Source organism: Pseudomonas cannabina, assembly GCF_900100365.1.
GTDB classification, from domain to species: Bacteria; Pseudomonadota; Gammaproteobacteria; order Pseudomonadales; family Pseudomonadaceae; genus Aquipseudomonas; species Aquipseudomonas cannabina.
The window spans coordinates 54,685-78,843 of sequence record NZ_FNKU01000003.1; the positions used below are offsets into that span (position 1 = coordinate 54,685).

Sequence of the window (24,159 nt, forward strand, 5' to 3'; positions counted from 1 at the left end):
ACGCGCTTTACCTTTCTCTCACACCGCCCACTCCGGGCGGTGCGACTATTTGTGGGGCATCGCAATGCAAAATCGACAATCCCAAGGTGCATGGGAGGGCGAGCAAGCGCAGATGTTATTGGCGCTTTGTGCAGCCGTCCTGTTGTGCTGGATGTTCTTCGATATCTTCGTGTACTGGACCACCTGGACGCTTTATTGGTTATGGAAAATGGTGGATTTTCCCTTCATCCATGCCTGGGCCGGTGGCAAGATCAACCTGCTGGCCGACGTGGCCAACCACGCCAAGGCCGTGACGCTGGATGAGTGGCTTGAGGTGATGAACGCTACCAGTGGGATTCTGCTGTTGTTCCTGTTACCGCTGGTGATTGTGAGCAGTTGGGGGCTGGCGCAGCATCCGGTACTGCCGTTTCGCAGCAAACGCCTGGTGAACATTCACACGCTTCCTGGCCTGGTGAGTCGTTTCGCACCCTCGGTCATCCCGGTGTTGGCTGCGTCTGGTCCCGATGGCCTGATGAACGATACCTCTCCCAGCAATGCCTGGGCGCTCAAGCCCGAGGAGTTTGCCGAACGTTACAACCTGGTGCAGCGCAAAGTGCTGGATCGGGAGGCTGCTCGTGCGGTGTTCGAGGAGCAAGTCGGAGATGTCCATGATGGACTTCTAGACTTGACGCCCTATGAACGGGCCTTGCTGGCTGTATTCGGTCTGCAGGTTTTCCTCAATGACCGCAAGGCAGCGACCCGGTTGCTCGATGACCTGAACCGTTCCTGCATGGTCAAGGGGTTGTTGCGGCGCAAGACCTTCTCGTTGACGCCGCTGTACGGCTTGGCCGACGCGGGGTTTGATCGCGTTGCAAAAGCACCGGGCGTCAGTGAGTGGCTACAAAGCCATAGATCGATGCGCACCGCGCTGGTGGCACTGTATGGCCGCGATCTGCGCTTGGCGCCGGCACGCTTTCGCTGGCTCAAGGGGGTTAACCGTACTTTGTGGTATGCCCTGCACAGTGCCGACACGGCCAAGGTGTTTGTGGAAGGCGCTGGTGTTCAGGCTCAGGCGCGGGCAGAAGTCCATGCCAGCAAGCTGGGGCTGCCACGACCTGGGTTGATGGTGACCCAGGCCATCGATGGCTTGCAGGCCGAGTTGGAAAGCATCGGTCTGGTATTTGCGCGACATGTCATCACGCCTAAACGCCGGGAGGCCTCTGACCTTCCTGTCATGACGGCGGTGTATGCCGCGCAGCCACCTGTGGTTGATGAGCCTAGTGAGTAGGAGGCTGGTATGACACGGCCATGCGGCTAGCCAAACGATCCAGGCGCTTGTCTAACGTCCAAAGCGCTGTGCCGCTCAATAACGCGGAGGCCAGGAGCGTCATATCCACCAGCCCACAGCCCAGGCCATAGAGCTTGTGGGTGTTCAGAAAGGCGATGACTTCACTCACCGTGGGTTGTTGTGCACCTCGTAGGTCGCCAAGGTCGGTCAAGGTGTTCGAACGATCAGGCGGCGTACCACACGCCAGTTCTCCGATCACCATGGGGTGTATGAGTACCCGGTCCTGGCTGAGCAAGTTCACCAGTTCTGGACTGTTGTTGCGAAAGTGCTCAACCCAAACTGAGGTGTCTACCAGGACGCCTTTCACAGTGCCTTCTCGTGTCGGCGGGCGATGTCTTCCATCGTTGGCAGGGTGGCCCCTAAGGCCATCAATCGTTTAGCCGCTTGAATGCGCACAAACGTCTGAACGGCTTCACGGAACAGGTCGGCCTTGTCCATCGCCGGATCGGCGACTTCCAGAGCACGTTGGTACAACGCATCGTCGATGGTGACGGTCGTTCTCATGATGACTCCTTGCTTCAATTTTGATGTAACTCTACATCAAATTTGATTCCAGAAAACACTATTAATTCTTTACTTTAAAAGAGGAAACCCCATGGCCTCGGCATCTTTGCGCGCCCTGTTTTCGGTGGACATCCAAGGCGATCAGCTTGTTGTCTATCAGGCAGATCAGGCAGATCAGGCAGAAGGTATCGTGACGCGCACGATTTGCACCCTGGACCTTCGCCATCAGCACTCGTTTTATCTGAGCAATGACGGTGTGGTCTGCCGCGATGTTCAGGGTTTTGAATTCTCTCTTGAAACCCATGACAGTGAGGAAACCCATGAGCTACTGACCGCGCTGTCGCGGGCTTTGCTGCGTCATGGACGACGCAAGACCCGGCGGCGTCTGATGGGCGTGTTCGTGCTATTGGTTGTGCTTTGTCTCGGTGCCTCATGGCTTGGCCGAGCGCTTGAATGGCCTGTTGCAATGCCGGCGGCGCAGGTCATCACGCCCTCAGTCCCGAGCGCCCCCAAGCCGGACCTGGCCAAGCGCAGCGCGCCGGCGCCGATCGCTTCTGAGCCACGCCAGTCCGCTGCAGACGTGGCACCTGACGATGGCTGGACATTGCCCAGGGAGGTTCGGGCCACACTCCCTCAAAAGCTGCACAACGCTGCCGAGCGCAAGCTGTTCACCGTTGACTATTCCAGCGGTCACGCGCGCACGCTGTATGTCTTTTCGGACCCTGGCTGTCCGAACTGCCAGCGTCTGGAGTCGTCCCTCAACACGCTCTCCGACGCCTTCAACGTGGTGGTGTTTCCTGTGCCGGTGATTGGTAAGGAAAAGTCGATCGCCGCCATTACGCCCGTGCTGTGCCTGCCGCCTGAGCAGCGCAAAAACGCGTGGGATCGCCTGTTTGATGCAGCCCCCGAGGGTGTAAACCTTGGGAAACCCCAGTTAAAGCCGGCGTCGGAAGGGGTGGAAGTGAAAGCGGCGCAACCAGCAGGCACGTGCGATGTGGCAGAAAAGGCCTTGGGGATCAACCAGACGGCCTATCAGGCGTATCGCATACCGGGCACGCCTTGGGTGATCAGCGACGATGGGCGCTATGTGCCGCAGACGCTGTTGCGTGACCCGATCAGGCTTAAAGCCTTCCTCGATGAGCAACCTGCCCGCCAGGTTCAGGAGGTGTCGAATGCGCCCCAATGACTACGCCGTCGAACGCACGCGTCTAAATCGGCGGGTTTACCACTCGGCACTGGCTGAGTGGTTGATGGGCCCCGGTAGTCTGACGCTGGGCCTTGCCGGGTCTGTGGTGGGAGGCGTCCTGTACCCGGTCAGCCTGTGGCTCAGTCTGCCGGCCTTGCTGGTTTGGTCACCTGTCATGCTGCTCGAACCCTGGCAGATGCCCATGCGCATGCCTTCAGACATGGACTGCCTCGACCCTTCGACGCAACGCCAGGTGACGGGCAAGCTGCTGGGTTTCTTGCCGGTCACGGCCATGCGCACGGTGATGCTCAAGGCAGCGGGCATCCTGTACATGGGGTACCTGCGCGGTCGGGACGCCGGGCGTGAACTGTGGCTGTCGCTGGATGACATGACCCGCCATATTCTGATGTTCGGTACAACCGGTGCCGGCAAAACCGAAGCACTGCTGGGGTACGTGTTGGGCCAGCTGGGCTATGGAAAGGGCCTGATCTATTCGGACGGCAAGGCCCAAAATGATGTGGCCGCCGCGATCGTGTCCCTGGCCCGGCGCTTTGGTCGTGAAGACGACGTTCGGATGATGAACTTCATCACCGGGGGCCGCTCCAGGGCGCAGGAACTGCTCGAGGACAACAAAAGCAGAGGGCAGACCAATACCGTCAACGCGTTTGGTATTGCTCAGGAAACCTACATCATCAACCTGATGGATTCGATGTTGCCCCCTGCGGGCAACGATGCGGGCTGGCAAGAGAAAGCCCGGGCCATGATTCAGGCTTTGGTGTTCTCCCTGGTGTACAAGTGCCGGCGTGAAGGCACGGTCATGTCCCAGCGCACGATCCAGGCGCATTTGCCGTTGCGGGCCATTGCCAAGCTCTACATCCAGTCGGTGGAACAGCAATGGCATGAAGACGCCCAGTTACCCCTGAAAAACTACCTGGGCACATTGTCCGGTTTTGACCTGGCCAAGGTGGATTCGCCGGAGGAATGGGCGACCACCGCGTTGGATCAGCATGGTTTTCTGATCCAGCAGTTCACCCGCATGCTGGCCTTGTTCAATGACACCTACGGCCATGTGTTCGCCCGTGACGCCGGCGACATAGACCTCAAGGACGTGGTGCATAACGATCGTATCCTGGTGGTCCTGATTCCTGCGCTGGAAATCTCCTCGACCGAGGCCGCGACCCTTGGGCGTCTGTACGTGTCGCAATTGGCCATGATCCTGAGCCAGGATCTGGGGGAGAAACTGGAGGGCAAACCCGAAGACATCCTGGTGATCCGCAAGTACAAGGACCGCTTTCCGTTCTTGTGGATCTGCGACGAGGTCGGGGCCTACTACACCGAAAAGCTGGGCGAGCTGGCCACGCAGGTACGTTCCCTGGGGTTTTGCCTGCTCCTGGCCAGCCAAGAGGCGCAGCGCCTCAAGTCGGCGGCCGGCGACAAGGTGTGGACGCTGATCGGGAACATGGGGGTCCGAATCACCGGCAAGATCATGGACCCCAAGGACACTCTCGAAATACTGCAGTTGATGGCCGGTACCGAGTACCTGCCAGTGATGAGCGGTATGGTGCGTCAGGCCGGAATAATGGGTGCCAGCTGGGAGGAAGCAGACACACTGAGCCTGAAAGATGAGAAGAAAGTCCGCGTCGAGGAAGTGCAGCAGCTCAAGGAGGGGGAAAACATCACGCTGTTCAACGGACAAGTGATTCGCGGCAGCTCCTTGTACATTCACGATGCTGACAAGCTGTCCAAGGAAGCGATCCGGATCAACCGTTTCATCGAGGTGGCTCCGCCAGCGCTGGACACCTTGTTGGCCGGTGCACCTGCCCGCATTCGGCGCAGCTATCCGCGCGCGGACCGCGTGCAGCAGATCCTGTACCACCTGGCGATGAAGCCTGGCCGTTCAGACCTTGAAAACCTGGTGCTGACAGATCCGACGTTGGTCGTCTTGAACGAGCTGGGAGAAGAGTGGCGGCTGATCTGGCGTCGCCGTCCTGGAGCGGCAGTGCGCAGCACCTTGTTATGGCACACAGCGCTGGAGCATGTGCCCAAGCGCGGAAGCGGCTACGTGGCGCAATCGTCCACGGCGCTGGATCTGACCGTCGGCAGCAAGCGGTTGCAGGCCTACCAGGCGCAGCACATCGATCCGGCCAGGGCACCGAAAGTAAAGGGCAAGGCGCCTGCACCTAGAGCCACAACGGCTGTTCCACCACGCCACGACCAGGCACCGCCCTATTTCGACGACGGATCTTATTCGCCGGCGCCGTTCGACTGGGATTAATAGACCGCAACCCTGTGCCGCGCCGATACCGATGCGCCGGCGCAGGGTTGTGTCGCATGCGTAAAAAGGAGCTGTAAATGAGTAACCGCAAAACGCAGAAACTACACGCGCAGCACGTGCTTGAAACCATAGCCCTCGGCATTGCACGGCCTGTAGCGCTGCCCCGGGAGGCAATTGAAGTGGCGCTTCGCGAAGCCATCATTGATGGGCGGCTTGAACCGGGTGAACCCCTTACGCATCAAGCCATTGCCAATGCCTTCCAGGTCAGCCGTATGCCGGTGCGCGAAGCGCTGCGTTCGTTGGAGACGCAGGGCTATATCGCCGCGCAGTACCACAAAAGCTACCTAGTCACGAACGGCAATGAGCCTCCCCAGTACGGTCATCTGCCGGGCTTGCTGAGGTGCGTTGCAGAACGCCATACAAAGCTGGGCGATTTCGAATCAAAAGTGGCCTTTGAAAACGAAATCCTGCGTGTCCTGGGTCAACTGCGCCCTACCACGTGCTGATGACTGACCTAGCTTGTTGAAAGCAACGGATTTTGTAACGCGAAAAGCGAGGCTCCCATGCTACTATCCGGCACAGTTTTATTTGCAGGAAAGCGACGATGTAGATTCACGAATTGCAGAAACCAAAAAGCCCCGCTTGCCGGCGGGGCTTTTTGGAAAATCCTGAACAGGCCGTTAGCAAGCGGATCACCTGTTCAACACACATAACGTGAGCTGATTATGGCGTTCACTGCGGCTTTGTGCAAGTCGTCAAAAGTGAAGCCTTCAGTTCACCGCTGAACGGTGGACTTATGGAAAAGATTCTTCAGCAGGCTGTGCCCCTTCTAAGTATCCTCTGAAAAAGCCCATTTTTTTGGAGAGGAACCGGGCTGGAGCGCCTGTATTTACTGGCTTCGACTTTTGAAGAAAAGGCTTTTTCAGACCTTCCCTAAAGGCAGACCTGTACCCCCAGCATCACCAATACCTGACACGTTTTACCGTTGCGCATGGCCTTCATGGCCAAGGCGGTGAAGCATGAGGCACCTCAAGGCTGTCAGGCTCCCCCCTTCTGACCCTCACTCCGCTTTACGTCGCCCCGGTCGGGCAATGCCTGCCCGTTACGCGGCTCCCCGTAATCTCTCTGAACAACAGCTTAAAAATCCCCTGATCCGCTCGGCCTACGAGCGCCTGAGCAACATGGACAGCTACCGGGGCCAATACCTGCGCCGCCTGGATGGCGTTCATGGCGATCGGCGTACCCGGCGAGAGAAGTTCCTGGCCATCGAGCGCGTGGCCGAGCAGCTGCTGGTGCGCCTGGACCTGGCCACCAGCGTGCTGGGCTACATCGACCCCGACAATGGCCGTTATGTGCTGAACACTCAGTGTGGCATTGCCGAGGATGCCGGTATCTCGGCACCGGCGCTGTGTCGCCTGATGAAAACCCTGGATGATGCGGGGTATGTGTACCGCCGTATTGAGCGCATTCGCCTGGACGAGAAGGACGATAACGGTCTGCACCTGGTGCGCACCCGCGTCCTGATCCGCTTCACCAAGCTTTTCTGGAAAGACCTTGGCCTGGCCTATGTTCATGAACGCGTGCAGAAGTCGGCCAAGAAGCGTCGCGATGCTCAGCTGCGCGACATAGGGCAACAGCGCTTGGCGGACATGGAAAAGCACTCTCTGGAACTCCAGCGCCGTGAAACTTCGCGTCAGCGCTGGCAGGCCAAGGAAAATCGGGAGGCGGGCGTACCGGATACGCAAGATGTCGCGGACTCCAGCACATCGCCGCCAGTGAGCAACACCGTGTCCAGTGCGCTGGATAGGCTCTTAGCGTCGAGGAGCAAAAAAGCCTAACAGGCCCCCACTTTGTCCGAAAACTGCATCCGCTCACGCGGAGGCATTGTCACGCCTGCGTTTTAAGGGAGGTTGGTGACCCTATGGCCAGGCATCGCAAGGACCGCACGACAGTGCTGGTTGTGCCGTTTTTTGGCTGTGCCAACGGCTCTTTGTGGCCACGCCGGAGGTGGCGCACTTGCGGGTTTGAAATAAATGAAATTTTATCCCCCCTTCAGTTTCCCCTTTCAGGAAAAACAGGGATTTACGCGGTGGGAACCCACCTCATAAAGCAGTAATGCACGCGCAAGTCGTGCCTTCGGCACGGCGCGTATGGTCTGTGACTGTGACAAAGTGGATCAGCCGTCTAAGCGGCCCAGGGCGATGAAGCTGCCCTGCCCTGGCCTACGGCCACCCTACGGGCGCTTGACCCGGATTCTGAGGCCCAGGGCGACAAGTCGCCCTAGTCCTCAACCGGGCGCGTGTGCGCGCTGGCTTCGCATAAATATCAGAACCTATATGGCCGCTGTTTGCCTTCAATGAAGGCATGCGTTTTGCGCAGTTGGTCGGCTTGAGTTGACGGGTGATGGCGGCACGCCGTTAACTGTGCGTCCATGCATAGGAATTTCAAAATGCCTATGCATCAAGCTGACGCTTGGAAGGAGGCGTCATGCCTTCATAGCGATGTGTAGGAAGACGCTGATGCGTTACTTATGCAGTGAAAATCCCTATAAATCAGCGTTAATGCAGGTTATTTCACCGCGAAGCCTAGGTGCGGACGCACCTTCCCCCTGTCAGGGCTTCACGTACCTCATCTGCGCGATCGCCTGAGCGTTGAGGACCAGTCCATACAGTTAACTCTGTTCATGTATAGGAATTTCAATAATTCCTATACAAGGTAATCCGCCGAAAAAGGTCCCCTCTGCGTGATGCCAACGTGGCGTCGATGTTGGCAAAAAGCTTTTTTCACCCATCACCCACGCCGAAAAATGGATTGAAAGCGACTTTTCTGTACCTTTTCCAGATTTTGGACGCACCTCTCCCGTCTAAGGCCGGCACGTACCTCAATTGCGCGATGCTTTGAGCGTTGTTGATCAAGCCCTGCACGGTCAGGCCGGCGATGGCTGCGGTATAAACCATCCGTGCTCCGCACAGCACGCAGCTGAACGGATCCCGATGCAAGAACGCTTTGCTCATCTGCGCAAAATACAGTTTTTGCGCTTTGCCACGCCTTTCCATGCGTAGCGCCTCATACACCCGGGGTAGCTGTCGGCCACAGACGCGGTTGGCCAGAAATCCAAAATACCGGATCATTCGAAAGTGCTTCTCCGGGATGTGCTGCACCACCCGGCGCAGCATGTCGGTCTGGCTCAGCGTTTCCTGCTGATAGGTCTTGGTGCGGTGATCCAGGTAGGTGAAGCTCAACGTGGCCCCGCAGGTGTAGTGCGCCAATCGGCTGCCCGAGATGGGCGGTTTTTTCAGGTAGCGGCCCAGGTAATTGACGGTCTTTTTGCCGTTTTTCGTCTTCTTCGACAAGTGGATGTGCCAGTGCTGACCACCGGCGTTGAGCACAAGGTGACGCCAGTCATTTTCGCTCTGCAGATGAGCGTTTTCAGGTGGGACGGTGGTGTGCTCCCACTGACTGAGCAGGTACTGGCGTACATTCCACATCCAGCGCCGACGCAAGGCTGATGGATGAAACGACAGATCTTTCCAGACACCTGCGTCATCGATCCCACCCAAGGTGACCGAGACATGGATGTGTGGGTGCCAGTTAAGTCGCCGGCCGTAGGTGTGGATGGCGCAGAAAACACCCACTTCCACGCCCCGGCGTCGGCCCGCATAGAGCAGGTTGTCGACGGCCAGGCGACACAAGGCATCGAGCCAGTGACGGTTATGAAAGAACAGCGGCCACAGGGTGTCAGGCAATGTGAACACCAGGTGTTGCCAGGTACACTCGGGTAAGCGGTGCTGTTGATTGGCGATCCACTGATCGGTAGCTTTTTTGCCGCAGGATGGACAGGCGCGGCAACTGCAGGTGTTGCACAGGTATTTGACGTGCGGGCAGCTGTGGTTGCCGCAGGTGTAGTGTTTGACGCCCAGGATCGAGGTGCCGCAGGCCAGCATTTTGCTGACGGACTCGACTTCGATGTCGCGCAAGCCGCCCTCCTCGAGGAGGCGTGCCCAGCATTGATTGGTGGTGAAGAGGTTTTTGAGCGGTCGAGGTGTGTAGGCTGGACTCATCTGAAGCAGCGGTGGGTAAGCAGGCTTCATGATGATCAATAATGGGCCTCATGACAAAGCTCAAATCCATGTTTCTGCTGCTACGCGATCGTAAGAACGGGCGATTTGCAGCCGCAGGCTGCCCTGTTCTGGCAAAGAGGGCAAGCAGCGTCTTCAGGAAACCTTGGAAACTCATGGTCAGGGTGGCTCACTTTCGCGAAAACTTGTGCTGCTTCAAACAGCACCTTCCATTCTTCACCACCAGTACCAGCAAGTTGCCCCGGGGTCTGTTTGAATTCAGCAGCAGCCAGATCTGCTGCTGCTTTGGCCGTTTTCGACTTATCAATAAGTTGCTTAAGCAGGTTGACCTTTTCATCGTCGATCAGCGAAACAGCTGTCGCAATGCGGTCTTTTAACCCCGACAGGCGCGCCGCCTTCTGGTGCAATGCCTGAGCTTTTTGCTTTGGATCAGCCTCGGCAAGAGTTTTGCTCAATAGGGTAAATCGATCTTGCTCTATCTGGCTGAGCGTGACCAAGGTCTCAATATGCTCAGGTTTGGTTGTGGTTGGAATGCCATTTAGTACAGCGGCGACCGCAGTCCGCTCTTTCGCAAGCGCGGTATATGCTGCATCACTCGGAGCATTCGCCGTTTTCTCTTGTGTGGCACGCAGTTTGAGCTTGTTACAGACGCTAGCCAATCCCTCCAAGATATCCAGCCCGTATGGGGCGTAAGCAAAGTCTCCATGATTATCGATGTAAGCACGGGCACAGTGGGTATCAAAGATGGATATGTCCGAAAGCGGTTCAGGTGCCGATACACCGTATTGCCAATGAAGGTCGGTAGCCACACCGTCAATCACAGCCTCGAACACGGCTTGGGCGACGCCGACATTTTTTGGGTCTAGGTTTGCGTTGGGAAGTATGGGCTCGCGCCGATCTCTGGCACGACATGCATGCTTAAATACCCTGGAGTAACCCGACTTCCCAGCCCCGTTTTCTCCGTAGATGACGGTAAGTCCAGCTAAAGCTATTGGGACGCTCCCGCCATCCGCCAAGGCATTGACATTCGCAATTTCTTTGATTGCCACCAGTTGAACAGTCCGTGTCAGATCTGCAGATGTAGCAATCTGAGCATCCTCTAGGGAGGCGCTGATTTATTCGATTTTTCGTCCCTGCAACGCTCTGGAGGCCTTGATTTATCTGGGGGCAACAGCTGGGTTTTAGAATAAATCAGCGTCTCCCTAGGTATCGCAATTGGCTTGCTCGAAACAGGCCAACAGACGGGTTTGCGTTGGGTGAGTCAACTGGGTTTTGCATTTTTGGGTATTTCGATTTTGTTGCTGATGACGGATATGGTTGTCTCAGTTGTGGCGTCATTCAGGACAAATGAATCACATGGTGCGTGATGAGAGCCAGAAGCTGCTTGTAATTGGCGGTCCATTTGATGGCCAGCGAATGGCTCGTGTCGGCAACGAGTTCACAGAGGTCGTTGGGCCCAAAAACAGTCGTTATCACGGGCGCTACAGCTACCAGCTGCGCTGGCACCCAATGCTAAAGAAATTGGTCTGGGCCTTACCTGAAAACAAAAGCTTAAGGCTTCCTCCTGCAGACCCGTGTTAATGAACTGGCACATCCAACCCTGGCACAACCGGGGCCGTGGACGTAGATGAGTTCCGTTTTAGGCCCACATGATCTAGCAGGTAAACGGCATGGAATTGGATGCACTGAACAAGTACCTTGAGGCAACTCAAGACCATCTGGGTTTGGAAGATCAGCGTTATGGCGGTGGCTTCCGAGCGATTGTCGCCCATCGTTCTGCGACCGACTTTCTGTTTGGCATGCTTGACGGTGGCAACTTTGAAGCGACTGAAGCAATGGCGTTTCTCGGCGATAACCCACTGTTCCCGTCTTCAACTGGGGCTACCCCGCAAGAGGCGCTGCAAAATCTCAGCGACAAGCTTGGACTTCTTTACCAATTTGAACCCAGCACCGGCACTTTCAAGTGGAAGGCCATAAGTCGTTTTCAATTGAAGGCTCAGTACGACGCAGACCCGGGTGAGGAGCGATGCTGGTATGACGTGTCGTGGGTGGACATAGTTGGCGACCTCAAATCAAGCGCCCTCTATTACTACGAGGACTCCAAAGCCAAATGCAACGATAGCGAAAAGCGCGATTTGCATGCTCTGGTCAGCTTCAAATATGAAGGTTTGTTCGCCGATCTAATAAGTAAAGGAAAGCCAGATGAAAAGAAACCCAATGGATGAGGCGATCTCAGCTCTGAAGGTTGCTCCAATTCAGACACTGGGCATGTGTGTTAGCGCGGTAGCCTCACTGTACCTGTTCTCGACTGACTCACAGTGGTTCGGCATTGTAGTGCTGGTCGCGGTGATCTTCACCGGGCTGGCCTGGATGGCGACACCGGGCATTATTCAGGAAGCGAACAAGCGCGCCAAAGCACGTCACCGCTACCCGCACTAAGTTAGAGGAAAATGATCGTGAGTAGCTACCCCTACGTAACAATTGCAGCCGCGCTTGTGGGGGACACTGAGATCCCGCATGCAGGCGCAAGTCGCTTTGACAAAGCTGAGTACCAAGCGCTTGTTAAGGCGCTGCGACTTGTAGGGCCAGACCAGTGCCGTGCCATTCTAGATAACCCTTCGGAAGCTCACCTATTGGAGGCTGCGTTTGGGAAACTTTTGCATGTATTGGCATCACCTGCAGCTTCGTAGGAGGTAAGCATGAGTCAATTGACTGATCTGCTATGCGGTATTGCTACAGAGTGGCGCACACGCAACCAGGAACACCAGGGTGGCGTTGTATTGCTCTGGCAAGGTGCGGTCTATGGCTGGAAAGACTGCTTGCGTGATGCTTATCATGAGCGGCCAGGCGTCTATGCAGTGGACGAGGATGGCCATGTCTTCCTCGCTGAAGGTGGCAACGACTATGACGGCGCGAAATGCTGGGTCGTTGTGTCACCTGACACTCCCGCACCACTCGTACTTTACGTTTACCACTGCGCTGGCTGTGGCCATGCTGGACAGCTGCATCTGATGGAGCTGACAGCGGAGATCACTACAGCCTGCTCTGCGTGCGGAGGTGAAGTGTTAGCCGAATGGGACGGCGGCGTGGAAATGACAATCACCCCCCCGTGATGCTGGTGAAGAGATATACGACCAGACCCGCAAACGACTGAAATACCTTTGACCGTGGAAGAAAAAATGATCGCAAATTCGAACTATGCCGCTGACGCGATTGAGCTTTTGAACGGGCTAGGGGTTCATCAGGCATCTCCGAATGTTTGGGAGCTCACGGACGTGCATACTGCAAGCAAGTCCCATGTTCATCATTCGCAAATGCCTGCCGCGCTAGCAGCCTACGCAGCGGTGAACGAAACTTTCGCGGCTGGGCGATTCCCAGGTTATTTGCTTCGGGATATGGTGGATAAGGTTCCCTCAATGGATTACACCGAACACGCGGCGCTAGCCATGGCGTGTGGTTGTACTCCGCCTTCGTTTGAAGGCTCAGACGCCCGGGCGCGGATCTTTGGCAAAGCTGTTTGGAACATCGTCAATACATATGACCTGAACAACTGTTTCATGCGCTTCGACTCAGCAGGCAATGGCGACCACTACAGCCTACGGCCACGAGGCATTGATTGGGCAGGCGATTGGGCCGTGATCCCTGCCGACATTAAAGAGCTGCGTCGAGCCTACCGCGCAATGACCCCTCTTCAGAAGGTGATGGTCTTGACCATCATGCGGCTGTACAACCAGAGCAAAGACAAGATCTACCTCACTGGTTGCCCCACGAAGATCAGTGCTGCCGAGGCGATGACCGTCCTGCGTGACAACGCAGCATTGCCGGCATGGGGGCACTTGGTCACACACTACGCGGGCTGGTAGAGCCCATGCCGGCAATCAAGCGGCTACCGCGCCTTTGGCTTGCTGGCTGGAGCCATCATGGGCGACAAGTCACCCTATCTAGCCCCAGCTCCATGGATGCTCTGAACTCGAACGGGACGGACTTGTAACGTCTGCAGGTGCCCTAAGTTGACGCTCGTGTCATCTATGCGTAGAATTACCAGCAACCACAACCTCCACGCCTCGGGCGGGCTTAGGCCTGCACTGCGCACCAGGGGGTTTCTTTTTGCCTGTAGAAAAGTGAGCAGGAAGCTCTCATGGCCCCAAGCATAGCCTACACAAAACAGGCGAAAACTACGCCTCAACTGCTCGCACACCTTCTTGCCAAGGGCTTAGCTGTCCCTGATCAAGCAAAGGCGCTGCATTCGCTCGATCTTATCGGTTACTACCGGTTACTGATCTACATGCGTCCGCTACAGAATAGCCATACCAAGATTTTTTATCCGTCCGTCGAGTTCGATGACGTCATGGCACTGTACGACTTCGACAGGCGTTTGAGGCTTATCTGTCTTGATGCAGTCGAACGCATAGAGGTGGCCTTGCGTGCCGCGATAACGAACACACTTGCTCCGGATCCTGCCGCTGGTCCGCACTTCTACTTGGATGCGATGCATTTTGCTAACGCACCTGGCCACACAGCCTTCATGAAGGCTGTCTGCGACCCGAACACCGTTAAACACCAGCCAGTTGACCACTACCTCAAGACCTATCACACCCCTCCGCATGCGCCGATCTGGGCGATACTTGAGGCTGTCACATTTGGCCCTCTATCCCACCTGTATGCAAATCTGCAAATTACTCACAGGAAGGCAATCGCTACAGCTTTTGGTTTTGACGAGAAGGTGCTTGTCACTTGGTTCAAAAGCATCAACATGTTGCGTAATGTTTGTGCACACCATTCTCGGCTATGGAACAAAAACAACCTGGTGAACGCGCCCTTACAAGTGAATGCTTTGAAAGCCGAATTCCCAAGCCATGCGGATCGAGGACGAGTTGCTGCTCGTGCCGTGACTCTGGTTGCGCTATTGAGAGTGATCGACCCCACCTCTAATTGGAAGCAGCGATTCAAATCTGTTGTACAGAGCTGCCCTGCAGGTGCTCTACAAAAAGCTGGGTTGGACGAGACAATTATGGGTTTCTCTCCTGGATGGGACCAGCGCGCATTCTGGAATTGAGGTGTGCGATTTTGCAGGCAAGGACCTGGCCCAGGTGTAGCCCCCTTGATGAAGACGAGGATCTATCTGTGACAAAGGAAGAATTGCGAAAGCAGCTGCAGGAGCAGTTTGAGCGTCACCTGCAGGCTAACCCTGAAGCGGTGACACTTTATGCTGCAGAGCCAGAACCTGAGAAAAGGCCTTGGAAGAAGAAACCAAGCTTGCTCGATCAGGCCTTCGCGCAGACCTTGGCCGACATCGAGAACCGGTAAGCCATGGTCAACTGGGGGAAGATCGGTTTAGCCAGGTGGTATGACTGCAAATTAGGAACGATGACCGACAGGAAGCTTGCTGGGTTGGTCGGCACCTCGGTAAAGGTCATTAGTCACCGGCGCGAGTTGTTCTGCATTGAGGTCTGGTCGATCAATCAGTTGATCAAACCCTATCGCCATATGTTTGATGATAACTCGGATCTGACCATCGCCCGGATATGTGGGGCATCGGTGAAGAGCGTCACAACCTATCGACGCACTGAGGGCTTAGCTCCATTTTTGCGTCCTGATCCCCTGCAGCGCCGTCAAAGACTACCTTTGGGTCACCCTGTGAGACCCTTCAGACAGCTTTTGGGACTGGTACCAGATGAAGACGTGTCCAGGCTCTCTGGCGTCGACGTGGAGAGCATCGCATCGATACGGGAGGCATTTGGATTGCATCGCGTTTTGGCTGCTGATCCTCAACCAGGCCAACAGCCCGGTTGGCATGATTTTCACGGCCCTTGGCTTGGGTTCGAATCATTGCTTGGATCAATGTCTAATTCTAAGATTAGCCGCGCAGTCAACGTACCAATCTCAGTTGTCGAGCAGCGCCGGCTTTTCCTCAGGGTTCAGCCCTACCGAAGAGTTTCCAAATTGGAGCAGTACCGGCACCTCTTTGGATTGGTACCAAACAATTTGATCGCAATGCTTGCAGGTGTCTCACCCACTCGGGTTGCCGCTTACATAAAGCAGATATCCGAGGCCGACAAGAAAACCGCCACTGGCAATTTTGAGAGAGTTAAATGATGAGCGTTTTACTTACCGCTCATTCAGTAAATGGCCAGATCCGTGGACGTGGTTCACTTGGACTGAAGGGCTTCTGCATCGCGTTGTAAACAGACTGAGCCCAGTCCAAAAACTCGCTCCCAGGACCCATCTGATCGTCGAAATACACGTCCTGCAGGGCTTCCTTTCGCCCATCCTCATATAGCCACTGACTGAAGGTTTTAGTCGTCACTCCGATTTTCCCGTTTCAGCGGCGGCGAGCCGATTGTCTTCACTTTGGGCCCAGCTTTTTTTTTCAGCAGCTGCCGCCAGGCCGAGTCTCAAAACTGTTCCCAAGCCGCCAATGACCGTCATCAAAACGCTGCACCAAAAAAGCCAGCGGAAAAGGTTGTCATTGAACAAATTATTGCCAGCAAGGCCAAACGATCCTGCAAAAAAGAGCAAGTAGAAAAGGAACGCGGGTATGTCTGCTTCACTATCTTCCATGTGGTAACTCCTTTGTTCAAAAGCCTACATTCAGAACGGTATTTTGTCTTCGTTAAAGTCCGGAGCTGATCCGGGCGCTGCCTGCTGCGGGACCGGATGCGGCTGTTGATTACGTGGCGTCCTGCGCTTGTTGGTCACCCTGAGGACGTCCACCGAGGAGCTGCATCGTACCTTGCATGTCGACGACGATTTCAGTTGTGTAACGCTTGATACCGTCTTTTTCCCATTCTCGGGTCTGCAGCTTGCCTTCGATGTAGACCTGCGAACCCTTGCGCAGGTATTCGCCAGCGATTTCGGCGACTTTGCCGAACATCGATACACGGTGCCATTCGGTCTTTTCGACTTTCTGACCGGACTGCTTGTCGGTCCACTGTTCGCTGGTTGCCAGACTCAGGTTGGTCACGGCGTTACCGTTAGGCAAGTAGCGAACTTCGGGATCCTGGCCACACGTACCGACAAGAATGACTTTGTTTACACCTCGCGCCATGGTGTGGCCCTCCTTACGAATCGTTAATGAAGTAGCTGTAGTCTTGGTTTGATAGGTGGTTTCTACGCTGGCCGGGGTGCTTTAGGAATTGCCGGTGGAGCTTCTTTGAAGTGAATGCCGTGTTCGGCTTGGCGTTCACGAATCAGCTCAGAATGGCGTTTAACCCCTACCGTCTGATCGATGCTTGCGCCTGCCTCGGCGAATGAGTGGAACTGACCGTGCGCCGTTCGCTCACCGTCTACCGGCTTCCCGGGAATTCCGGTGCTGTATGGAATATGAGTTGCGGTTTTGACGAGGAACACGTCGAACCGATCACCAGGCCCGTCAGTTTTGTGCATGACATCGAGGCGGTGTCCGTGCACCAGGCGCCCCATCTCCCCTCGCTCGTTGAGTTGCGCGGCTTCGGAGGTGTGTTTGAATTCACGGGATGCGAAAACCCGTTCACCAGCGATTACTCGCTCGCGGAGACGTTCGTCGCCTTCTGCAGGTGCTGCCGGCAACGACTCAACTTGGAACGCAAGGTTATGGCCACGGTCCCGAAACGGAGCTGGGGCCTCCGGCCCTTGGTGTTGTGCCAACTGGGCAATGAGCTTTCTCGTCTGCACCAGGTGCTCCACGTCCTTGGGTTGGGCATCGATCAACCCCACCAACTCCTTGTATTCACTTCCGGTCAGCCTGTGACGTTTCTGGTCTGCGATATCCTTAAGGACTGCCTGCCAATCTGGAACGCTCAATGCACTCATGGGTGCCTCCTTTCAAATTGCTCAATCGTTCTGAGTGGTGACGCCTTCACGATTTGGGTTTGATCTGCAGCCTTTGCGATTACGGATCTCGTCATCGCTGGGCCTTTGCGTATTGTCGAAGTTGAACGAGCCGTCGTCGTATTGCTCCAGGTAGCCCCAACTGCAATCCGTTTCATTTTGCCCTGGCTTAGGAGGAAGCTCCCACCAAGGCTCGCGGTGCACTAATTTCTTCATATGCAACTCCGAGTTATACGGTGGCCATCACAAATTGACGGTCGTCAGCACTTTTGAAGACAGACGATCGCGCAGCTCGATGACGCCGTGCACAACTTCACCAGTGGCAGTCATTCCGGATGAAATCGGAATGTACAGGTACAACGTACCCCTGAGATCGAGGGAGCCCTGCGCCCTCGCCTGCTCGATCTCCCGGGCTCTATCCTGGTCTTCGACTCTTATGCTGCAGGGGAACCCAGACGGTTTGATCTGCAGGTTCATCCCGGCAGTATTGCGCACCGGGTTCGCCCAGCAATATTGGCCATAGCTGGTGATCGGAAATGAAGAATTGGTGAAGTCATATGGGCCAACCATGACGTTTTGCAAACCCATACCCTCAGCTACCGAAGCGGCTTTTATCGGGAGAGAGTAGTAGTCGTTTTTGCCGTACTCGTTCAGCTGCTCCTGTATCGCCGGCCATTTAGCCTTTTCGATGTCACGTCTTTTAAACGCGTCAGAGGTGGCTTGATAGTCCGCAGATAACCAGCCCAATTTCTGGTCGGTTGTCGTGCCGCTCGGAGACTTGGCCAGCACCAGGTACGTGAGTGCCTGACCCCCAGGAAGAGTGTTTAGGTCTACGTACCCACTCAGGGGGACCGAGGCGTCAGCCGGTCTCTGAAATTGAGGCTCGACTGGAGTATTAGAATCTCTCGTTCTGCTGACTTTAGGGCTGTTCAGCAGTGATGAACCCGAGGAGGCTGCGCTAGGCGCTTGTTCTGTATTTGGCTTGTCGCATCCGACCATGAGACAGCAGGCTGCGAGAGACAGCGCAGTCAGTTTAAACTTCATGGAAAGCTCCATTCCTTTGAGTAGATCGTTCGTGCAGCTCATCCGAACAAAGTATGCATATCGGACTTCCAAGCCCCTGGACGTTTGATTCTCACACCAATCTCACGCAGGTTTGGAAGGGTTGTAACGAGTCTGAGTAACGGATGAGGGCTATTGTCGGGACTGATCTCCCAGCTATCGATCTTATCGAAATCCATCATCACGCCACCGGTGCTGATGTCGACGTACAAGGCCTGCTTAGCCACCGGATCGAAACCTACGTAGCGGTTGTAGGCAACGGAAACAGCTTCATAGCGAGGCTTGAAACCTGCACGTTTGAAGCTGTCTACCTTGCGCTCCAGGCGTCGTCGCAACATACCTGGCACGACAGCAAGCAAAAAGTACCCAAGCGCTACGTACAACAATCCAGCCACGATCAGCATGCCTGCAACCTCAGGGTCACGGCGGTAATCGAAGCATGCGATCAAGGCGACCGGTACGACCGGCACCAGCCCCATCAGGTAAAAAGGCCGAAGAATCCACCATGCAATGTTCATAATGATCTCCATCTTTCGTATCAGGTATACGATACGGAATCTATGATTTTATTCTACCACGACCTCTTGACAGGTCAAAGCCCTATTGATAACGGGGCCAAAAGGCCCCGTTCGTCATTCCTAAGATTTTATACCGTCACCTGCTTTTGTCCCTCTGTTCGGTCCTCCTTGAGGTCCAGGACGTGGTACGAGATGTTCCAGCTTACTGCCGAACACATTCATGGCATTTTTCATCTTCTCGTTATCATCACGGCCCATGGTTGCAGATGCGTGGCCACCTACCCAGTTGATCACTTGGTCAGGGACAATCATGATCAGGTTGAAGCAGCTATGGACCAGGTTCAAGCTCATCGAGCAGTAGATGGTCAGGAAGAAAATGATCGAGAACAGCCCAGTGGTCGAGTCGAACTGAGCATTCGCTAAGAGGGTGTAGACAAAATCATGTAGTGAGTCGGCGCGCGAGTATTCGAGCCTCGGCCAACCAAACCCATGCCTCGCTTACCGCAAAAAGGCGATCATGATGCATGATCAGTCGCCGAGCTCTCTCATTCCAGGCATGAGTTCGCTCCACTACCCATCGCTTGGGCATGACCACAAATCCAGTCTGAACAGGCTCCACGGAAAATAGATCGCCTTGTTCAGAGTGCCATTGCCCTGTTCTTCTGTTATTCGGGCCACGGATCACTTGAACATCGATAGCGTGCAGTTGATGGGTGCGCTGTGCCCATTTTCCTGCGTACGCACTATCAACAAAAAGCGTGCTCAGTGACGGATATTTTTCCTTCGAGTACGCCACCGCATCATCCGCCGCGTCACGATCCTGCACGCTTGCAGCACTGATACTGACAGCCAGCAGCAGGCCCAATGTATCGACAATCAGACTTCGTTTACGCCCCTTCACTTTTTTGCCTGCGTCGTAGCCGCTGTCACCGCCTTGAGGAGAACTGCGGGTCGACTGTGAATCCAGGATCGCTGCTGACGGGCTGTCAGCGCGTTCTTCCCGCTCACGCCATTGAGCTCGCAAGCGATCATGCATTTGCTCGAACTTGCCTTGAGCGCTCCACCGGCGGAACGTTTTGTAGACATTGTCCCAGTGAGGAAAATCGCGGGGTAGCATTCGCCATGAGCACCCCGTGCGTACGACATAGCAACAGGCTTCCAGCAACGTGCGCCGAGAGTGAAGCGGTGGCACTCCTCGTCCGCCCTGGCTTTCAAACAGGTCGGCGACCAGTGCCCACTCGGTATCTGTCAAGCAACTCGGATATAGCTGCTCCGGCAGTTGGCGGCGGTGGGTTTCATTGTAGCCATAGGCTTTATTAGGTTCAGGTGACTGAAAACTTCCCTTGGCCCGCTGCTTTACACGCGTAATCCCTGCCATTTTCAACGCTTTTGCAAAGGTGTCGGGATGCGCAGTGATACCGGTTTCGGCGAAGAATACGAGCGCCAATTCGGCCTGGCTGGAATAGGGCTGTGCATGAGCGAGTTTCACCAGCACGGGATAGTGCTCGGCGGCAATCGAGCGAGGACGTCCGGTTTTAGGCATGGCTTGAGGGCTATTCAGACAAGGGAGTGAAAGTTTAATTTATTTTGTCTACACCCTCTAAGGAAGGTCTGAAAAAGCCTTTTCTTCAAAAGTCGAAGCCAGTAAATACAGGCGCTCCAGCCCGGTTCCTCTCCAAAAAAATGGGCTTTTTCAGAGGATACCTAGAGGGTGTAGACAAAATCATGTAGTGAGTCGGCGCGCGAGTATTCGAGCCTCGGCCAACCAAACCCATGCCTCGCTTACCGCAAAAAGGCGATCATGATGCATGATCAGTCGCCGAGCTCTCTCATTCCAGGCATGAGTTCGCTCCACTACCCATCGCTTGGGCATGACCACAAATCCAGTCTGAACAGGCTCCACGGAAAATAGATCGCCTTGTTCAGAGTGCCATTGCCCTGTTCTTCTGTTATTCGGGCCACGGATCACTTGAACATCGATAGCGTGCAGTTGATGGGTGCGCTGTGCCCATTTTCCTGCGTACGCACTATCAACAAAAAGCGTGCTCAGTGACGGATATTTTTCCTTCGAGTACGCCACCGCATCATCCGCCGCGTCACGATCCTGCACGCTTGCAGCACTGATACTGACAGCCAGCAGCAGGCCCAATGTATCGACAATCAGACTTCGTTTACGCCCCTTCACTTTTTTGCCTGCGTCGTAGCCGCTGTCACCGCCTTGAGGAGAACTGCGGGTCGACTGTGAATCCAGGATCGCTGCTGACGGGCTGTCAGCGCGTTCTTCCCGCTCACGCCATTGAGCTCGCAAGCGATCATGCATTTGCTCGAACTTGCCTTGAGCGCTCCACCGGCGGAACGTTTTGTAGACATTGTCCCAATGAGGAAAATCGCGGGGTAGCATTCGCCATGAGCACCCCGTGCGTACGACATAGCAACAGGCTTCCAGCAACGTGCGCCGAGAGTGAAGCGGTGGCACTCCTCGTCCGCCCTGGCTTTCAAACAGGTCGGCGACCAGTGCCCACTCGGTATCTGTCAAGCAACTCGGATATAGCTGCTCCGGCAGTTGGCGGCGGTGGGTTTCATTGTAGCCATAGGCTTTATTAGGTTCAGGTGACTGAAAACTTCCCTTGGCCCGCTGCTTTACACGCGTAATCCCTGCCATTTTCAACGCTTTTGCAAAGGTGTCGGGATGCGCAGTGATACCGGTTTCGGCGAAGAATACGAGCGCCAATTCGGCCTGGCTGGAATAGGGCTGTGCATGAGCGAGTTTCACCAGCACGGGATAGTGCTCGGCGGCAATCGAGCGAGGACGTCCGGTTTTAGGCATGGCTTGAGGGCTATTCAGACAAGGGAGTGAAAGTTTAATTTATTTTGTCTACACCCTCCTAATGCGACACCGAACAACTGGTTCAGCAGTGTGCCGCCTGCGATCAGAGCTGCACCGCCCAGAAAGAAACCCAGAACCATCAGGATCGGTCGGACCATCACATTCAGCAGAAAGATGTAGCCGTGGGTTGTCTTTTGCCCCATCCCATCGCCTTCACCGTTCAGGTGAGTGATAGCCCAGAGTGGTGCTGCGATAACAGCCTCGCCAACCACAACCAGCCAATTAACAGCAGCTCCAAACCAAATGATGAAAGGAACCATCGGCAAATAGGTAGAGAGTGTGCCGCCCAGGATAAACAAGGCGATGATGAGCATGATGATGAAGGGGCCTACAGCGCCAAGGACGCCGGAAAGTGCATCGCCCACGGATGAGACTGCGTTCGCAACTTTCGAGAACGCACCGGCAACACTCCAGCCCTCCTTGACCTTTTCAAGAGTTTTGGCAGCTACGTAGCCACCAAGGGCTGTCTCGGCCGCGACCATTGTGTAATCGCCGAGGTTTTTCATCTTGATCAGAGGATTCAGCTGACCCATGCCTTCGCCGCCGGCATTGACGTCGACCAGGTAGTTGACGATCCGTTGACCTGGCGCGGAAAAAATACTGCCAATAATGCTACCCGCATCGGCCCCTCCAGCCCCTTTGGAGTAGTCACCGCTGGATTGAGTACCCAAGGTGCTTGTCCAGGTAGAGGTTTCCTGTTGAGCCTTGTACGCCGCCATTGAGGAGGCGTAGACGTTCACAATTGCAGGATCCCCACCAGAGGACATGCCGAACACAGATGCTTTTGCTGCCATAGCATCTGACAGCTTAGTGTTTGCTTGGGCGAACGTCTGGTACCAGGCACCCAGAGTCCACCATCCACCCTCTTTGATGCTTGAGTTCATCTTGCTGGCCAGCTCGCCAATGTTGCCCTGCTTGGTAGCTGCGACGCTGTTGACGGAGTTCTCGTATGCCTGCGCTGCTGACTGAACTGCCATCTCCACATCAGGGAGGGAATTAGTTTGCCCTGATTGTCGTTGGATCACCGCGTTGACGAAGTTTTGCGCGCTAGTGCTCAGAGAGGCCTGCATGGCCTGAAGCGCCGCAAGGTGAGCTTGACGTATGTCCGACACATCAATGGTGCCGCCAAACCAATTAGTTGATACCGCCTGAGGCTCCAGATCGCCTTGAATGTCTGCCCCACCACAGACAAAACTTGAATTCTTGAGTATGAATCCACTTTGGGTTGCAGACTGCTGGACGTATCCATTTTGGGTAACCAGAGCGCCGCTTGCTTGGGCCTGAGCTATCCCTGCATTGATACCGTGCAGGCAAAGATTTGCCTCGAAAACGCTATGCGCGAGTCCTACCGTCGACGGCATCACAGGTTGAACTACCATCGACGTGCCGTCAGTGAAAGCTTCCATCGCGTTATCGACGCCGAGGTTAGCAATGCCAATACCCATCACAGAGGCACCCCACAACATCAGCAGTTGCGATAGCGACCAGCCGCTTGCTGTTGGTACCAGCGACACCAAGCCCCAGACAAGCCGTACCGGCCCCCAGATGCTTGATTGCTGTTTATCGAAAACTGACCCGTCATGAGCAGTCCGGGTTAGCTTTCTAAAAACGATGTAGCAAGCCCAAATCGCCCCAACCACCAACAGTGCGCCGTTGAATACCGAGAAGATGCTAGCGAGGATGGTATCGCCACTGGTGTCTCCCCCTGCCAATGGGTTGTTGACCACATTCCCGTAAATCGACACCAGTGCTTCTCGGGACTTATCGCCTGTCCTTTTCGCAGCTGCAGCAATTTCGCTGATGGTTGTTCCATCCGCTGCCCGAGCAGGCACAGAAACCAACCAGGCTACCAAGAGCCAAAAGCTTTTATTCGCGATTGCTTTCATAGCCGAGCTCCGCTGGATTTGCCGATTTGGGGATTCAGCGTCTTCAACAACCAGTCTGGGTTTTCGATTTTAAAATCGTTGAACCCGCCGCGCTCTGCCGCAGACAGGCGACGGGTAGTCAATTGCCACATCCGAAATTGAGCGCTTAATGCGAGCGCGAATAACAGAGGTGATGCAGTCGCAATCGACAGTAGGCTTTGTATGACCGTTTTCGTCGAACCGTTGATGAGCCCCATGGTGAGACCGATCAGCCCCAGCAACCAAAATATTGAGCCAGCGAAAAGCGCAGCGCGCTTCCGGCGCAAGAAGAAAAGGTGCAGTTGCTCAACAGACATTGCACCTGGTTCACGGTTGGCTATCGCTTCCTCGAACGACATCGGCTTACGTTCAGTAGACTCGTCGATATCACTGTGCAACAAAGCCTGCTTAGGGAGACGCTGATTTATTCTAAAACCCAGCTGTTGCCCCCCAGATAAATCAAGGCCTCCAGAGCGTTGCAGGGACGAAAAATCGAATAAATCAGCGCCTCCCTAAGCAGGAAGCAGCTAAAACCAAAGAGAATTGGACGCATATCAAAGAAATGTCTGCAGAAGCTAAGGAGGCGCTGATTTATTCGATTTTTCGTC

At 55.2% G+C, this 24,159-nt stretch carries 24 protein-coding genes and 3 pseudogenes; 13 read left to right on the forward strand and 14 right to left on the reverse strand.

Translation table 11 applies throughout. The features are described 5' to 3' along the window. Positions 1–64 precede the first annotated feature (64 nt). On the forward strand, positions 65–1,267 hold the full coding sequence (locus BLT55_RS28620; protein ID WP_054999973.1) for a secretion/conjugation apparatus DotM-related subunit: 1,203 nt from the start codon (positions 65–67) through the stop codon (positions 1,265–1,267). On the opposite strand, the gene BLT55_RS28625 is transcribed toward BLT55_RS28620, so the two are convergent. Next, the gene (locus BLT55_RS28625) at positions 1,257–1,634 is read right to left on the reverse strand and encodes a type II toxin-antitoxin system VapC family toxin (RefSeq protein ID WP_054999972.1); all 378 of its coding nucleotides are present in this window, start codon (positions 1,632–1,634) and stop codon (positions 1,257–1,259) included. The two genes, BLT55_RS28620 and BLT55_RS28625, sit on opposite strands and share 11 nt — an antisense overlap. Beyond that, positions 1,631–1,831, reverse strand: coding sequence for a type II toxin-antitoxin system VapB family antitoxin (locus BLT55_RS28630; protein ID WP_004644067.1), 201 nt, complete (start codon positions 1,829–1,831; stop codon positions 1,631–1,633). The genes BLT55_RS28625 and BLT55_RS28630 overlap by 4 nt, the downstream gene beginning before the upstream one ends. A gap of 91 nt (positions 1,832–1,922) precedes the next feature. On the opposite strand from BLT55_RS28630, the gene BLT55_RS28635 reads away from it, so the two are divergent. From BLT55_RS28635 to BLT55_RS28650, 4 genes are all read left to right on the forward strand, one after another. Then, positions 1,923–3,017 (forward strand): thioredoxin fold domain-containing protein, encoded by a 1,095-nt coding sequence (locus BLT55_RS28635; RefSeq protein ID WP_054999971.1) that lies wholly within the window; start codon positions 1,923–1,925, stop codon positions 3,015–3,017. Next, a complete protein-coding gene (trbC, locus tag BLT55_RS28640; protein WP_074801761.1) occupies positions 3,004–5,292 on the forward strand; it encodes an F-type conjugative transfer protein TrbC in 2,289 nt (762 codons plus the stop codon). The genes BLT55_RS28635 and trbC overlap by 14 nt, the downstream gene beginning before the upstream one ends. A gap of 77 nt (positions 5,293–5,369) precedes the next feature. Beyond that, positions 5,370–5,798 (forward strand): GntR family transcriptional regulator, encoded by a 429-nt coding sequence (locus tag BLT55_RS28645; protein ID WP_054999715.1) that lies wholly within the window; start codon positions 5,370–5,372, stop codon positions 5,796–5,798. A 585-nt stretch (positions 5,799–6,383) separates the two neighbouring features. Then, positions 6,384–7,130: a hypothetical protein gene (locus tag BLT55_RS28650; RefSeq protein ID WP_074801764.1), complete on the forward strand. Its 747-nt coding sequence runs from the start codon at positions 6,384–6,386 to the stop codon at positions 7,128–7,130. Positions 7,131–8,159: 1,029 nt separating this feature from the next. On the opposite strand, the pseudogene BLT55_RS28660 reads toward BLT55_RS28650, so the two are convergent. Together BLT55_RS28660 and BLT55_RS28665 are read right to left on the reverse strand one after the other, a co-directional pair. Further along, positions 8,160–9,383 (reverse strand): annotated as a pseudogene (locus tag BLT55_RS28660) (IS91 family transposase); the annotation flags it as partial. Between the two features lie 50 nt (positions 9,384–9,433). Next, positions 9,434–10,420 (reverse strand): hypothetical protein, encoded by a 987-nt coding sequence (locus BLT55_RS28665; protein WP_208601292.1) that lies wholly within the window; start codon positions 10,418–10,420, stop codon positions 9,434–9,436. Between the two features lie 621 nt (positions 10,421–11,041). Here BLT55_RS28665 and BLT55_RS28675 point away from each other — a divergent pair. The 7 genes and pseudogenes from BLT55_RS28675 (at position 11,042) to BLT55_RS33780 (ending at position 15,467) form a co-directional block, all read left to right on the forward strand. Further along, complete coding sequence (locus BLT55_RS28675; protein ID WP_054999035.1) at positions 11,042–11,596, forward strand: hypothetical protein; 555 nt, start codon at positions 11,042–11,044, stop codon at positions 11,594–11,596. A gap of 43 nt (positions 11,597–11,639) precedes the next feature. Further along, the gene (locus tag BLT55_RS33640) at positions 11,640–11,810 is read left to right on the forward strand and encodes a hypothetical protein (RefSeq protein ID WP_167359986.1); all 171 of its coding nucleotides are present in this window, start codon (positions 11,640–11,642) and stop codon (positions 11,808–11,810) included. A gap of 260 nt (positions 11,811–12,070) precedes the next feature. Beyond that, positions 12,071–12,313 (forward strand): annotated as a pseudogene (locus BLT55_RS28685) (antirestriction protein ArdR); the annotation flags it as partial. Between the two features lie 225 nt (positions 12,314–12,538). Next, a complete protein-coding gene (locus BLT55_RS28690) occupies positions 12,539–13,234 on the forward strand; it encodes a hypothetical protein (protein WP_223862819.1) in 696 nt (231 codons plus the stop codon). A 275-nt stretch (positions 13,235–13,509) separates the two neighbouring features. Next, positions 13,510–14,427 carry an Abi family protein gene (locus BLT55_RS28695; RefSeq protein ID WP_054999039.1) on the forward strand — a complete coding sequence of 306 codons (918 nt, stop codon included), beginning with the start codon at positions 13,510–13,512 and terminating at the stop codon, positions 14,425–14,427. Between the two features lie 68 nt (positions 14,428–14,495). Next, the gene (locus BLT55_RS28700) at positions 14,496–14,678 is read left to right on the forward strand and encodes a hypothetical protein (RefSeq protein ID WP_054999046.1); all 183 of its coding nucleotides are present in this window, start codon (positions 14,496–14,498) and stop codon (positions 14,676–14,678) included. A gap of 3 nt (positions 14,679–14,681) precedes the next feature. Further along, positions 14,682–15,467, forward strand: coding sequence for a hypothetical protein (locus BLT55_RS33780; RefSeq protein WP_074801767.1), 786 nt, complete (start codon positions 14,682–14,684; stop codon positions 15,465–15,467). Between the two features lie 207 nt (positions 15,468–15,674). Here BLT55_RS33780 and BLT55_RS28715 read toward each other — a convergent pair whose 3' ends face one another. The 6 genes and pseudogenes from BLT55_RS28715 to BLT55_RS28740 all read right to left on the reverse strand — a co-directional run bounded on the left by BLT55_RS28715 (position 15,675) and on the right by BLT55_RS28740 (position 18,760). Continuing rightward, on the reverse strand, positions 15,675–15,932 hold the full coding sequence (locus tag BLT55_RS28715) for a hypothetical protein (RefSeq protein WP_054999041.1): 258 nt from the start codon (positions 15,930–15,932) through the stop codon (positions 15,675–15,677). A 30-nt stretch (positions 15,933–15,962) separates the two neighbouring features. Beyond that, positions 15,963–16,419 (reverse strand): annotated as a pseudogene (locus BLT55_RS28720) (single-stranded DNA-binding protein). Between the two features lie 62 nt (positions 16,420–16,481). Then, positions 16,482–17,162, reverse strand: coding sequence for a hypothetical protein (locus BLT55_RS28725; protein ID WP_054999042.1), 681 nt, complete (start codon positions 17,160–17,162; stop codon positions 16,482–16,484). A 21-nt stretch (positions 17,163–17,183) separates the two neighbouring features. Next, complete coding sequence (locus BLT55_RS28730; RefSeq protein WP_074801773.1) at positions 17,184–17,396, reverse strand: hypothetical protein; 213 nt, start codon at positions 17,394–17,396, stop codon at positions 17,184–17,186. Positions 17,397–17,423: 27 nt separating this feature from the next. Then, positions 17,424–17,969: a hypothetical protein gene (locus BLT55_RS28735; RefSeq protein WP_223862818.1), complete on the reverse strand. Its 546-nt coding sequence runs from the start codon at positions 17,967–17,969 to the stop codon at positions 17,424–17,426. 293 nt (positions 17,970–18,262) lie between these two features. Then, entirely contained in the window at positions 18,263–18,760 is a 498-nt protein-coding gene (locus BLT55_RS28740; protein ID WP_054999044.1) for a hypothetical protein, read from the reverse strand. Between the two features lie 192 nt (positions 18,761–18,952). Between BLT55_RS28740 and BLT55_RS33785 the strand changes: the two genes are divergently transcribed. Next, a complete protein-coding gene (locus BLT55_RS33785) occupies positions 18,953–19,183 on the forward strand; it encodes a hypothetical protein (protein WP_074801776.1) in 231 nt (76 codons plus the stop codon). Between the two features lie 16 nt (positions 19,184–19,199). On the opposite strand, the gene BLT55_RS28750 is transcribed toward BLT55_RS33785, so the two are convergent. From BLT55_RS28750 to BLT55_RS33645, 4 genes are all read right to left on the reverse strand, one after another. After that, entirely contained in the window at positions 19,200–20,303 is a 1,104-nt protein-coding gene (locus BLT55_RS28750; RefSeq protein ID WP_004663854.1) for an IS5-like element ISPsy19 family transposase, read from the reverse strand. 180 nt (positions 20,304–20,483) lie between these two features. Beyond that, positions 20,484–21,587, reverse strand: a complete 1,104-nt coding sequence (locus BLT55_RS28755; protein WP_004663854.1) for an IS5-like element ISPsy19 family transposase — start codon at positions 21,585–21,587, stop codon at positions 20,484–20,486. A 14-nt stretch (positions 21,588–21,601) separates the two neighbouring features. Next, positions 21,602–23,533, reverse strand: coding sequence for a DotA/TraY family protein (locus BLT55_RS28760; protein ID WP_223862833.1), 1,932 nt, complete (start codon positions 23,531–23,533; stop codon positions 21,602–21,604). Continuing rightward, positions 23,530–23,949 (reverse strand): hypothetical protein, encoded by a 420-nt coding sequence (locus BLT55_RS33645; protein ID WP_147464754.1) that lies wholly within the window; start codon positions 23,947–23,949, stop codon positions 23,530–23,532. The genes BLT55_RS28760 and BLT55_RS33645 overlap by 4 nt, the downstream gene beginning before the upstream one ends. Positions 23,950–24,159: the final 210 nt, after the last annotated feature.